Below are 12,245 nucleotides of genomic sequence, written 5' to 3' on the forward strand. Positions count from 1 at the left end.
GTCCCCGGCCCGCGCTCGACCGGGCGGCGGCCCGCGCCCGACGACCCGGCCCCGGCCCGCGCCTGACCGCGCGGCGGCCCGTGCCTGACGACCCGGCCCCGCCGGCGCCCGATCGTGTCGCCGCCCGGGCCGTGCCCCGCCGTCCCCACAGCTACCGTCCCTGCAGCCGCCGTCCCGACCCGGCGGCCGTGCGGCCGGGGGTCGCGGATAGGGTGCCCACGTGGCGCTGAAGAACATCCCGGACCCCGGTTTCTCCGACGACGACGGCACCGCCCACCCGGCGCTGGCCGCCGCGCTCGCCGGGTACGTCCGGGCCCGCGCCGCGCAGGCCCCCGGCCGGAACACCTCGGACGGCACCCTCACCGAGGCCGACGCCGCCGTGGTGGCCGCCCTGCACGGCGCCCGGCTGCTCGTCCCGGTCGTGGCCGTGCTCGGCGAGGCGGAGACCGGCGAGGACGGGCTGCGGCGCGAGAAGAGCAGCGACATGGCGGTGCCGGTCATCCAGGCGCCGGACGGCCGCCGCGCGCTCCCCGCCTTCACCTCGGTCGACTCCCTCGCGCGCTGGCGGGCGGACGCCCGTCCCGTCGCGGTGCCGCTGCACCAGGCCCTGCAGGCGCTCGCCCACGAGAAGGCCGGCACCCTGCTGATCGACATGGCCGGCCCGGTCACCTACGAGCTGACGGGTGCCGCGCTGCGGGCCGCCGCCCTCGGCCCGGAACGCCAGGACCCGCTGGCCGACCCGGCGGTTCGGGAGGCCCTGCGGGCCGCGGTGGCGGCCGAACCCGGCGTCGCCCGGGCCCATCTGGTCGCGGGTCAGCCCGGCAGCGACGGCACCCTCGGCCTGGAACTGGCCCCCGGCGCGGACGTCGAGGCCACCGGCCGCGGGATCGCGGCGGCGCTGGCGGGCGACGAGGTGCTGCGCGGCGCCCTCCTCCAGGGCCTGGACCTCGCACTGCTGCCGCCTGGCGCGGCCGTGCCCGGCGACCCGCTCTTCTCCCGCTGAGGCGCCCGGGCGTGCGCGGGGACGGCCGCGGTCACACCCGCCGGGAGGCGTGCCACCGCGCCCGCGCCCACGCCCGCGGGCGCTCCGGCCACGCGCCGGCGACGGGCGGCGGGTCACCTCGAAAACCCGGGCTTTACGTCACTTTTGACCGTCTTTCGCCCAAGATGTGCCCTCGATCCGCCAGGCTCACAATGCAAGAGCCGGCTTGATCATCACGAGGAGGCCCGATGGACAAGCGAACCGTCGTCCCGCTGGACACGCGCACCGTCACCTGTGAGTTCCTCGGCACGCTCCTGCTGGTCTTCTTCGCCGTCGGCTCCGCCGTGCTCTCGGGGGAGTACATCGGGACCCTCGGCATCGCGCTGGCCTTCGGCTTCGTGCTGCTGGCGCTCTGCTACGCCATCGGCCCGATCTCCGGCTCGCACGTCAATCCGGCCGTGACGCTGGGCATGCTGGTCGCCGGGCGGATCGACCTGCGCCGGGCCGTGGAGTACTGGGTCGCGCAGATGCTCGGCGGGATCGCCGGCGCCGCCCTCCTGCTGCTGGTCGCCAAGCAGGTCCCCGGCCTGAAGGTGCACGGAGCGTTCGGCACCAACGGCTACGGCTACCGGTCCGCGGTCGGGATCAACATCTTCGGCGCGTTCGTGGCCGAGCTGATCCTGACGTTCCTGCTGGTGTTCGTCTGGCTCGCCGTCACCCACCGGCTCGCCGTGGTCGGCTTCGACGGCCTGCCCATCGGCCTGGCGCTGGCGGTCATCCACCTCGTCGGCATCCCGCTGACCGGAACCGGGGTCAACCCGGCGCGCAGCTTCGGGCCGGCGGTCTTCGCGGGCAGCCCCGCGCTGTCCCAGGTCTGGCTCTTCCTGGTGGCCCCGCTGGCCGGCGGCGCGCTCGCCGCCGTGGTCCACGAGCTCACGCACCCGGCGCTCACCGCGCTGCGGGCGGCCCGCACCGCGGCCATCGAGGCCGAGGAGGCGGAGAGCTTCGTCCGGGCGGAGAACGGCGACACGCCCGGGCCCGGGGGAGGGCGGCCGGAGGGCCCGGCCGCCGGAGCGTAGCGGCCGACGGTGGCGCCCCGATCGCGGGCGTCGGTGCAGACCCGCGGCCGTCAGTGCCGTCAGTGCCGTGGGACCGTCAGCCGTAGACGGGGCCGGTGAACTTCTCGCCCGGGCCCTTGCCCGGCTCGTCCGGCACGATCGACGCCTCGCGGAAGGCGAGCTGCAGCGACTTCAGGCCGTCCCGCAGCGGCGCCGCGTGGAAGGAGCTGATCTCGGTGGCGCTGGCCGTGACCAGCCCGGCGAGCGCCTGGATGAGCTTGCGCGCCTCGTCCAGGTCCTTGTGTTCGGCGCCCTCCTCGGCGAGGCCGAGGTTCACCGCCGCCGCGCTCATCAGGTGAACGGCCACGGTGGTGATCACCTCCACGGCGGGAACGTCCGCGATGTCGCGGGTCAGGTCGTCGAAGCCGGGGCCGGGTGCGTCGCTCATGCGACACACGATATGCCCCGTCCGGCCGATTACGGGCTTTGGCCCCACGCTGCTATGCTGGCTGAACGACCGGCTGGACACCTGCGTGCCCGGCCATCAAGTGGAGCTCCGATCTCCCACCTGGTCGACCGTTCAGGTCGACGGGTTCCGGTCAGACGGTACGGCTCAGCGCCGCTGATGCACCGCCGTCCGATGCGCCCCGCGGAATAACGCGGCGGTGCTCCCGGTTGTGAGGAGCCCCGCCTGTGAACCGTACGGGGCGTTTTTTCACGCCCGGAGTACGGGGTCGGACGAAGACAGACTCAGCGCGGCTGTCGGCCAGTCAGCCGCGTGGTGCAACCGAGGAGGCCCCATCAGCGCCGAGCCCCGCATCAACGACCGGATTCGCGTTCCCGAGGTGCGACTTGTCGGTCCCAGTGGCGAGCAGGTCGGCATCGTGCCGCTTGCCAAGGCCCTGGAGCTTGCGCAGGAGTACGACCTCGACCTGGTCGAGGTCGCGGCGAACGCCCGTCCGCCCGTGTGCAAGCTCATGGACTACGGGAAGTTCAAGTACGAGTCGGCCATGAAGGCCCGTGAGGCGCGCAAGAACCAGGCGCACACGGTCATCAAGGAGATGAAGCTCCGGCCGAAGATCGACCCGCACGACTACGACACCAAAAAGGGTCACGTCGTCCGGTTCCTCAAGCAGGGCGACAAGGTCAAGATCACGATCATGTTCCGTGGTCGCGAGCAGTCCCGGCCGGAGCTCGGCTACCGGCTGCTGCAGCGGCTCGCGGAGGACGTCAACGACCTCGGGTTCGTCGAGTCGAACCCGAAGCAGGACGGCCGGAACATGATCATGGTCCTCGGTCCGCACAAGAAGAAGACCGAGGCGATGGCCGAGGCCCGCGAGGCCCAGGCGGCCCGCAAGGCCGAGCGCCAGGGCGACTCGGCCGGCGAGGCGCCGGCCGCCGAATCGGCCGAGCCCCCGGCCGACGCCGGCTGAGACGAGAACATCCCGGAGCCCCCGGCTCCGGGTCGGTAATGCAGGACTGACGCTCTCCGTGCGCCCACCGGCGGACGGGAGGGCCAGCGACGAGGAGACCACGGCGCCATGCCGAAGAACAAGACGCACAGCGGTACGAGCAAGCGCTTCAAGATCACCGGCTCCGGCAAGGTGCTCCGCGAGCGTGCCGGCAAGCGCCACCTGCTCGAGCACAAGCCGTCCAGCAAGACGCGGGCCCTCACCGGCACCGTCGAGGTGGCCCCGGCGGACGCCAAGAAGGTCAAGAAGCTTCTCGGCAAGTGACCGCCGCGCCCCCACCGGGGCGCGCCGTCCCGATCCGGGACCCCATTCGCTTTCGGACCGCGTGAGCACCCCCGCGGTCCCTTAGAAGGAGTTACCAAGTGGCACGCGTCAAGCGGGCAGTCAACGCCCAGAAGAAGCGCCGGGCGATCCTCGAGCAGGCCAGCGGCTACCGCGGTCAGCGTTCGCGCCTCTACCGCAAGGCCAAGGAGCAGGTCACCCACTCCCTGGTCTACAACTACAACGACCGCAAGAAGCGCAAGGGCGACTTCCGTCAGCTGTGGATCCAGCGGATCAACGCCGCTGCCCGCGCCAACGGCATCACCTACAACCGCTTCATCCAGGGTCTGAAGGCCGCCAACGTCGAGGTGGACCGCAAGATCCTCGCCGAGCTCGCGGTCAACGACGCGAACGCCTTCGCGGCCCTCGTCGAGGTCGCCCAGAAGGCACTGCCCTCGGACGTGAACGCCCCCAAGGCGGCGTGACGCCTGACAGCGCACCATGCGTGAACCCGGGCCCGCGGTGGGTGTGACCCCTGCGGGCCCGTGGTCTGTCCAAGGCCGTGCGACGGGCCCGGCCCAGCGCCCCGGAGAAGTGTGAGCAACCCAGTGGCGACCCCCGAGCTGACCTCCCTGCGATCCACGCGGGTGACCGCCGCCCACCGGCTGGCCAAGCGCAGCTTCCGCGGGAAGGAGCGGCGGTTCCTCGCCGAGGGGCCGCAGGCCGTCCGGGAGGCGATCGCGCACCCCGGCGGCGCCGGCGGCCGCACCCTCATCGAGCTGTACGCCACGCCCGAGGCCGCCCAGCGGCACGCCGACCTCGTGGCCGCGGCCCGGGAGGCGGGCGCGCCGGTCCTCACCGCGACCCCCGAGGTGATCGCGGAGATCTCCGACACCGTCACCCCTCAGGGCCTGGTGGCCGTCTGCCGCTTCCTCGACACGCCGTTCGAGGCGATCCTCGCCGCCCGCCCCCGGCTGGTCGCCGTGCTCGCCCACGTGCGCGACCCCGGCAACGCCGGCACCGTACTGCGCTGCGCGGACGCCGCGGGCGCCGATGCGGTCGTGCTCACCGACGCGTCCGTCGACCTCTACAACCCCAAGGCCGTCCGCGCCTCGGCCGGCAGCCTCTTCCACCTGCCGGTCGCGGTCGGCGTCCCGGTGGCCGACGCGGTGACCGGGCTGCGGGCCGCGGGCGTCCGGGTGCTGGCCGCCGACGGAGCCGGCGACCGCGACCTGGACACCGAGCTGGACGAGGGGGCCATGGCCGGTCCCACCGCCTGGATCTTCGGCAACGAGGCCTGGGGACTGCCCGAGGAGACCAGGGCGCTGGCCGACGCGGTCGTCAAGGTGCCCATCCACGGGCGCGCGGAGAGTCTGAACCTCGCCACGGCCGCGGCGGTCTGCCTGTACGCATCGGCGCGGGCGCAGCGCGCACCCGGAGGGTGCCGCAGCGTCACCAAGACCTAGTAGGGTGGCGGCCCGGGGGCCCTGAGAGGGGGTGGCGGGCATGGACGTCGTGCCGCAGAACGGCACTCGCGGCGCACACGCGGGCCGTACCGCCCAGCGGCCTGCCGCCCACGACCTCCTCGGGCCGGTCAGCGGGCCGGGCCTGGACCCCGACGACCTCCCCGACGGCCTGATCGTCGCCGACGACGGCGGCCGCGTGGTCGTCTTCAACGCCGCGGCCGCCCGGATCACCGCCCTGCGCGGCGCCGACGTCCTCGGCCGCCCGATCGAGCAGGCCCTGCCGCTGGAGGACCTCGAGGGCCGCCGCTGGTGGGCGCTCACCCAGCCGTACACCGGCCTGGCCATCCGCTCGGGCCACCCCGAACGCAACCTGCTGCTGCCCGGCGGACGCGAGGTGCTGGTCGCCGCCCGCTATGTGCGCGAGCACCCGGCCGGTCCGGTGCGGCGCCTGGTCGTCACCCTGCGCGGCACCGAGGCGCGGCGGCGCACCGAGCGCAGCCACGCGGAGCTGATCGCCACCGTCGCGCACGAGCTGCGCTCGCCGCTCACGTCGGTGAAAGGGTTCACCGCGACCCTGCTCGCCAAGTGGGAGCGGTTCACCGAGGACCAGAAGAAGCTCATGCTGGAGACCGTCGACGCCGACGCCAACCGCGTGACCCGGCTGATCGCCGAGCTGCTGGACATCTCCCGGATCGACTCCGGCCGCCTGGAGGTGCGCCGCCAGCCCGTCGACATCGCGGGCGCCGTCCGGCGGCACGTCGACGGCCACGTCGCCGCGGGCCAGCCCGCCGACCGGTTCCGGATCCACGTCAGCCGGCCGCTGCCCGCGCTGTGGGCCGACCCCGACAAGATCGACCAGGTGCTGGGAAACCTGCTGGAAAACGCTGTGCGTCACGGCGACGGAACTGTCACCATCGAGATAGCGCCCTCCTCGGCGCCGCGGGACGACCGGCCCACCGGGACCGCGGTGACCGTCAGCGACGAGGGCCCGGGCATTCCGGAGGAGTCCATGAGCCGCGTCTTCACCCGCTTCTGGCGGGGCAGCAAGCGCGGTGGCACCGGTCTCGGCCTCTACATCGTCAAGGGCATCGTCGAGGCCCACGGCGGCACCATCGCGGTCGGCCGCGCACCCGGCGGGGGAGCCGAGTTCCGATTTACCCTGCCCGTCGGGGCCCCCGCGTTCCTGGTCTGAGCCGCAGCCGGCTCCGAGGATCGCGCAGGACCGCCCCGACGGGCGCCGCCGCCTGCAAGGAAGCGGGCTCCCCCCAGGCCAGTAGACTCAAGCTTTGGCATGTGTCCGGTCGGGCAGAGCCGCAGTCATCCAATTCGGAACGGGAAGAGATGTCGGCACCGAACAAGTCGTACGACCCTGTGGAAGTCGAGGCGTTGAAGCCCGAAGAGATCGAGCGGATGCGCGACGAGGCGCTCGCCGCGATCGCCGCTGCCCCCGACCTGGACGCCCTCGCCCACGTCAAGACCGCGCACACCGGCGGCACCTCCCCGCTGGCGCTCGCCAACCGTGAGATCGGCGCGCTGCCGCCGCACGCCAAGGCCGACGCCGGCAAGCGGGTCGGCCAGGCCCGTGGCGCCGTCAACCAGGCGCTCGCCGCCCGCCAGACCGAGCTGGAGGCCGACCGGGACGCCCGGGTGCTGGTCGAGGAGTCGGTGGACGTCACGCTGCCCTACGACCGCGTGCCGGCCGGTGCCCGCCACCCGCTGACCACGCTCTCCGAGCGGATCGAGGACCTCTTCGTGGCCATGGGCTACGAGGTCGCCGAGGGCCCCGAGGTCGAGGCGGAGTGGTTCAACTTCGACGCGCTCAACTTCCCGCCCGACCACCCGGCCCGCGAGACCCAGGACACCTTCTTCGTCCAGGGCGCCGACGGCTCCGACCAGTCCGGCGTGGTGCTGCGCACCCACACCTCACCGGTGCAGATCCGCGCGCTGCTCCAGCGCGAGCTGCCGGTCTACGTGATCGCGCCGGGCCGCGTCTACCGCTCCGACGAGCTGGACGCCACCCACACCCCGGTGTTCGCGCAGGTCGAGCTGCTGGCCGTGGACGAGGGCCTGACGATGGCCGACCTCAAGGGCACGCTCGACCACATGGTCGTGTCGCTGTTCGGCGAGGGCATGGCGACCCGGCTGCGGCCGAACCACTTCCCCTTCACCGAGCCGTCCGCCGAGATGGACATGCTCTGCTACGTCTGCCGCGGCGCCTCGGTCGGGAACCCCGACCGGCCGTGCCGGACCTGCTCCTCCGAAGGCTGGATCGAGCTCGGCGGCTGCGGCATGGTCAACCCCAAGGTGCTCATCGCCTGCGGCGTCGACCCGGAGAAGTACAGCGGTTTCGCCTTCGGCTTCGGCATCGAGCGGATGCTGATGTTCCGCCACAGCGTCGAGGACATGCGAGACATCGTCGAGGGTGACGTGCGTTTCACCCTTCCGTTCGGGATGGAGATCTGATGCGGGTCCCGCTTTCTTGGCTGCGGGAGTACGTCGACCTGCCCGCCGGTGAGACCGGCCGCGACGTCCAGGCCAAGCTCATTTCCGCCGGCCTCGAGGTCGAGACCGTCGAGCAGCTCGGCGCCGGGCTCAAGGGCCCGCTGGTCGTCGGCCAGGTGCTGACCATCGAGGAGCTGGAGGGCTTCAAGAAGCCGATCCGCTTCTGCACCGTCGACGTCGGCGACGCCAACGGCACCGGCGAGCCCCAGGAGATCGTCTGCGGCGCGCGCAACTTCGCCGTCGGCGACAAGGTCGTGGTGATCCTGCCCGGCGGCGTGCTGCCCGGCGACTTCCAGATCGCCGCGCGCAAGACCTACGGCCGGGTCTCGCACGGCATGATCTGCTCCGCCCGCGAGCTCGGCATGGGCGACGACCACGACGGCATCATCGTGCTGCCCCCGGAGCACGAGGCCGGTACCGACGCGGTCGCCCTGCTGGAGCTGGTCGACGAGGTGCTGGACATCGCGGTCACCCCCGACCGCGGCTACGCCCTGTCGCTGCGCGGTGTGGCCCGCGAGACGGCGATCGCCTACGGGCTGCCGCTGAGCGACCCCGCGCTGATCGACGTGCCGGGGCCGAACGCCTCCGGCTACCCGGTGAACGTCGCCGACCCGTTCGGCTGCGACCGTTTCACCGCCCGCACCGTCACCGGCGTCAACCCCGAGGCGCACTCGCCGATCTGGCTGCAGCGCCGGCTGCAGAAGGTCGGCATGCGGCCGATCTCGCTGGCCGTGGACATCACCAACTACGTGATGTTCGAGGTCGGCCAGCCGCTGCACGCCTACGACCGGACCCGGCTGACCGGCCCGATCACCGTGCGCCGCGCCGAGCCCGGCGAGAAGATCACCACCCTCGACGACGCCGAGCGGACGCTCGACGCCGAGGACCTGGTGATCGCCGACGACTCCGGCGCGATCGGCATCGCGGGCGTGATGGGCGGCGCCCACACCGAGATCGCGGAGGCCGGTCCCGACTCCGGCACCACCGAGATCGTCATCGAGGCCGCGCACTTCGCCCCGGTGCCCATCGCCCGCACCGCACGCCGCCACAAGCTGGCCTCCGAGGCGTCCCGGCGCTTCGAGCGCGGCACCGACCCGCAGGCCACCTCGGCCGCCGCCCAGCGCGCCGTCGACCTCCTGGTGCTGCTGGCCGGCGGCAAGGCCGACGCGGGCGTCACCGAGGTCGTCGCTCCGTCCGCCCCGCGGACCATCGCCATGGCCGCCGACCACCCGGACCGGGTGGCCGGCACCGAGTACGGCCGTGAGACGGTCGTGCGCCGCCTGCAGGAGATCGGCTGCGACGTCTACGGCTCGGACGAGCTGATCGTCACCGTGCCGAGCTGGCGGCCCGACCTCGGCTTCCCCAACGACCTCGCCGAGGAGGTCATCCGGCTCGAGGGCTACGAGAACCTACCCTCCACGCTGCCCAAGCTGCCGTCCGCCCGCGGGCTCACCGAGTCCCAGCGGCTGCGCCGCCGGGTCGGCCGGGCGCTGGCCGGGGCCGGCTACGTCGAGGCGCCCAGCTACCCGTTCGTCGGCGCCGAGATCTTCGACCAGCTCGGCCTCGACGCCGACGACGACCGGCGCCGCACGGTGCGGCTCGCCAACCCGCTCTACGACACCGAGCCGCTGCTGCGCACCACGCTGCTGCCCGGGCTGCTGGCGACGCTGCGCCGCAACCACGGCCGCGGTGCGCACGACCTGGCGCTCTTCGAGACCGGCCTGGTCTTCCGGCCCTCCGGCGAGCAGGCGGCCCCGCCGCGGCTCCCGGTCGACCGGCGGCCGACCGCCGAGGAGGTCGCGGCACTGGAGGCCGCGCTGCCGCACCAGCCGCGCCGGGTCGGCGTCGCGCTGGCCGGCGCACGCGAGCAGGCCGGCTGGTGGGGCCAGGGCCACCCGGCGAGCTGGGCCGACGCGATCGAGGCGGCGCGGACCGTGGCCCGCGAGGCCGGCGTCGAGCTGACCGTCCGCCAGGACCAGCACGCGCCGTTCCACCCCGGGCGGTGCGCGGTGCTGCTGGCCGGCGAGGAGGTCGTCGGGCACGCCGGTGAGCTCCACCCGCGCGTGGTCAAGGCGCTCGGGCTGCCCGAGCGGACCAGCGCGATGGAGCTGGACCTGGACCTGCTGGAGACGCAGGCCGGCGGACCGGTGACGGGACCGCGGGTCTCCACGTTCCCGGTCGCCACCCAGGACGTCGCCCTGGTCGTCGACGCGTCGGTGCCGGCCGCGGACGTCGAGCGCGCGCTGCGCGACGGGGCCGGTGAGCTCCTGGAGTCGCTGCGGCTGTTCGACATCTTCACCGGGCCGCAGATCGGCGAGGGCCGCAAGTCCCTGGCGTACGCGCTGCGGTTCCGGGCGGCGGACCGGACGCTCACGGCGGACGAGGCGTCCGCCGCGCGCGATGCGGCGGTCGCGGCCGCGGCCGAGCGGACCGGGGCGAGCCTCCGCGGAGCGTAGCCCCTCCGGGGTCGGTTCCTTGCGCCACCCGCCCGGGTGGACCGGTTGCCCTCGCACCGGTCCGCCCGGGCGTCGCCATCTCCGGGCCCCGCCCGGGCGGCTCAGGGCCCCGCCCGGGCGGCTCAGGGCTCCGCCCGGGTGGGGTGGTGGCTGTCGTCTCCGGGCCGTCTGCCGGTGGGTGGCTGGTCGCGCCGTTCCCCGCGTCCCTGGAGGCCGGCCCCGATGGGGTGGTGGCGGTTGTGCCCGGGCCGTCTGCCGGTGGGTGGCTGGTCGCGCGGTTCCTCGCGCCTCCTGGAAGGCCGCCCGGGTCAGGCTTGCAGGGCGGCGGTGATGGACCGGGCGAAGTGGTCGAGGGTGGGCGGGGGGAGGGGGGCCCGCATCACGGAGACGTGCCAGTAGAGGGGGCCGGCGAGGAGGGCGAGGGCCGGCTCGGGATCCGTGGCGGGCGGAAGCTCACCGCGCGCCTCGGCCTGGCGGACGACCGCCTCCGCGATCCCCCCGTACGCCTCCCGCAGCGCCCTCCGCAGCGCCTCCGCCATCTCGGGGCTGCGCGCGGCCTCCGCCAGCAGGTCGGGGACGATCTGCGCGGCCATCGGGTGGCTCAGCGCGCGGGCCGCCACCTCCAGCAGCTCCCGCACGTCACCGCGCAGCGTGCCCGTGTCCGGCACCGGGAGCCCGCCCGCGGCCACGGCCGGCACCAGATCCAGCACCAGCGGCAGCTTCGACCGCCACCGGCGGTACACCGCGGCCTTGCCGACCCCCGCCCGGCGGGCGATCCCCTCCATCGACATCCGGCCGTAGCCGACCGCCGCCAGCTCGGCGAAGACCGCCGCCCGGATCGCCTCCGTCTTGTCCTCGCGCAACACCGCCGCACCGGCCGGCGCCCGCCGTGGCGCGCTCCCGCCTGCCCCCCGCGCATCCGTACTCATGGGACGAGCCTAGCCCAACGTCGGGACGGACACGTTACGACGGAACGGTTGCGTTCCATCGTTGATCCGCCTACGGTCACCCCATGCCCGCATCTCCCGCCGCCGCCTACGCGGCGGCCCACGGTCTGACGGCCAGCGGCGCGCGCCCGAGCCCGGGTGTGTACGCCCGCCGGCTGTGGGGCCGCCGCCACTTCATCACCGCACTCGCCGCCGCCCGCCAGTCCGCGCTGTACTCCGGTGCGCGGCTCGGCCAGCTCTGGCAGGTGCTCACCCCGCTGCTCAACGCGGGGGTCTACTTCCTGGTCTTCGGCAAGCTGCTCGGCGCCGGGCGCGGCGTGCCGGACTACATCCCGTTCCTGTGCACCGGCGTCTTCGTCTTCACCTTCACGCAGACCGCGGCGCTGTCCGGCGCTCGCTCGCTCACCGACAATCTCGGCCTGGTCAGAGCCCTGCACTTCCCCCGGGCGAGCCTTCCGCTGGCGGCCACTCTGGTGCAGCTCAGGCAGTTGCTGCTCGCGCTGGGAGTGCTCGCCGTGGTACTCGTCGCCGACGGCGTCCCCGTCACCGCCCGGTGGCTGCTGGCCGTTCCCGCCCTGCTTCTGCAGTCCGTGTTCAACGCGGGGCTGGCGCTGTTCCTGGCCCGGGTCGGCGCCCGCACCACGGACTTCGCCCAGTTGCTGCCGTTCCTGCTGCGCACCTGGATGTACGTGTCCGGGATCTTCTACGACCTGTCCCGGATCACCGCGGGCGCCCCGCACGCCCTGACGCGGCTGCTCCAGGCCAATCCGGCGCTCATCTATGTGAGCCTGATGCGGTACGCCCTGATCGACACCGTGACCGGGACCCGCCTTCCTCCGCATGTGTGGCCGCTCGCACTGATCTGGGCGACTGTGGCCGCGGGGGCCGGGTACGCGTTCTTCTGGTCGTCCGAGGAGGAGTACGGACGTGGCTGAACCATCGGCTGAGCAGACAACGACCGAGACCGAGACGGTACGGCGGGAGGCGCCCCCCCCCCCCCCCGCGCCCCCCGCCCCCCCCCCGGGGGGCCGGGGGCGGCCTGCACCGGGGGGGGCGCCAGCAGAAGTCCCTCGCGCGGGGGGCCGGCCGCGGCGCCGCCCC

The 12,245-nt window shown here is 73.9% G+C and carries 12 protein-coding genes; 10 read left to right on the forward strand and 2 right to left on the reverse strand.

Going from position 1 to position 12,245, the window contains the following annotated elements:
* Positions 1–220: 220 nt before the first annotated feature.
* Positions 221–1,003 carry an SseB family protein gene (locus K7862_RS33555; RefSeq protein ID WP_222968920.1) on the forward strand — a complete coding sequence of 261 codons (783 nt, stop codon included), beginning with the start codon at positions 221–223 and terminating at the stop codon, positions 1,001–1,003.
* Positions 1,004–1,230: 227 nt separating this feature from the next.
* Entirely contained in the window at positions 1,231–2,061 is an 831-nt protein-coding gene (locus K7862_RS33560; RefSeq protein ID WP_222968921.1) for an MIP family channel protein, read from the forward strand.
* 76 nt (positions 2,062–2,137) lie between these two features.
* Here the strand turns inward: K7862_RS33560 and K7862_RS33565 are convergent, their stop codons facing one another.
* Positions 2,138–2,488, reverse strand: a complete 351-nt coding sequence (locus tag K7862_RS33565) for a DUF1844 domain-containing protein (RefSeq protein WP_222968923.1) — start codon at positions 2,486–2,488, stop codon at positions 2,138–2,140.
* Positions 2,489–2,840: 352 nt separating this feature from the next.
* Here K7862_RS33565 and infC point away from each other — a divergent pair, with 352 nt between their 5' ends.
* From infC to pheT, 7 genes are all read left to right on the forward strand, one after another.
* Positions 2,841–3,473, forward strand: a complete 633-nt coding sequence (gene infC, locus K7862_RS33570; RefSeq protein WP_222968936.1) for a translation initiation factor IF-3 — start codon at positions 2,841–2,843, stop codon at positions 3,471–3,473.
* 108 nt (positions 3,474–3,581) lie between these two features.
* Complete coding sequence (gene rpmI, locus K7862_RS33575; protein ID WP_069466421.1) at positions 3,582–3,776, forward strand: 50S ribosomal protein L35; 195 nt, start codon at positions 3,582–3,584, stop codon at positions 3,774–3,776.
* A 98-nt stretch (positions 3,777–3,874) separates the two neighbouring features.
* Positions 3,875–4,258 (forward strand): 50S ribosomal protein L20, encoded by a 384-nt coding sequence (rplT, locus tag K7862_RS33580; protein ID WP_018564305.1) that lies wholly within the window; start codon positions 3,875–3,877, stop codon positions 4,256–4,258.
* Between the two features lie 123 nt (positions 4,259–4,381).
* Positions 4,382–5,239: a TrmH family RNA methyltransferase gene (locus K7862_RS33585; protein ID WP_222968938.1), complete on the forward strand. Its 858-nt coding sequence runs from the start codon at positions 4,382–4,384 to the stop codon at positions 5,237–5,239.
* Positions 5,240–5,279: 40 nt separating this feature from the next.
* Positions 5,280–6,431, forward strand: coding sequence for a sensor histidine kinase (locus K7862_RS33590; RefSeq protein ID WP_222968925.1), 1,152 nt, complete (start codon positions 5,280–5,282; stop codon positions 6,429–6,431).
* Between the two features lie 149 nt (positions 6,432–6,580).
* Positions 6,581–7,702, forward strand: a complete 1,122-nt coding sequence (gene pheS, locus K7862_RS33595; RefSeq protein ID WP_222968927.1) for a phenylalanine--tRNA ligase subunit alpha — start codon at positions 6,581–6,583, stop codon at positions 7,700–7,702.
* Positions 7,702–10,197: a phenylalanine--tRNA ligase subunit beta gene (gene pheT / locus K7862_RS33600; protein WP_222968928.1), complete on the forward strand. Its 2,496-nt coding sequence runs from the start codon at positions 7,702–7,704 to the stop codon at positions 10,195–10,197. Before pheS ends, pheT begins: the two co-directional genes overlap by 1 nt.
* Before the next feature lie 308 nt (positions 10,198–10,505).
* On the opposite strand, the gene K7862_RS33605 is transcribed toward pheT, so the two are convergent.
* Positions 10,506–11,126 (reverse strand): TetR/AcrR family transcriptional regulator, encoded by a 621-nt coding sequence (locus K7862_RS33605; protein ID WP_222968930.1) that lies wholly within the window; start codon positions 11,124–11,126, stop codon positions 10,506–10,508.
* An 83-nt stretch (positions 11,127–11,209) separates the two neighbouring features.
* On the opposite strand from K7862_RS33605, the gene K7862_RS33610 reads away from it, so the two are divergent.
* Positions 11,210–12,079: an ABC transporter permease gene (locus K7862_RS33610; protein WP_222968932.1), complete on the forward strand. Its 870-nt coding sequence runs from the start codon at positions 11,210–11,212 to the stop codon at positions 12,077–12,079.
* The last annotated feature ends 166 nt before the right edge of the window (positions 12,080–12,245 follow it).

Origin of the sequence: Actinacidiphila acidipaludis (assembly GCF_019890725.1) — a bacterium.
In the GTDB taxonomy this organism is placed as follows: domain Bacteria; phylum Actinomycetota; class Actinomycetes; order Streptomycetales; family Streptomycetaceae; genus Actinacidiphila; species Actinacidiphila acidipaludis.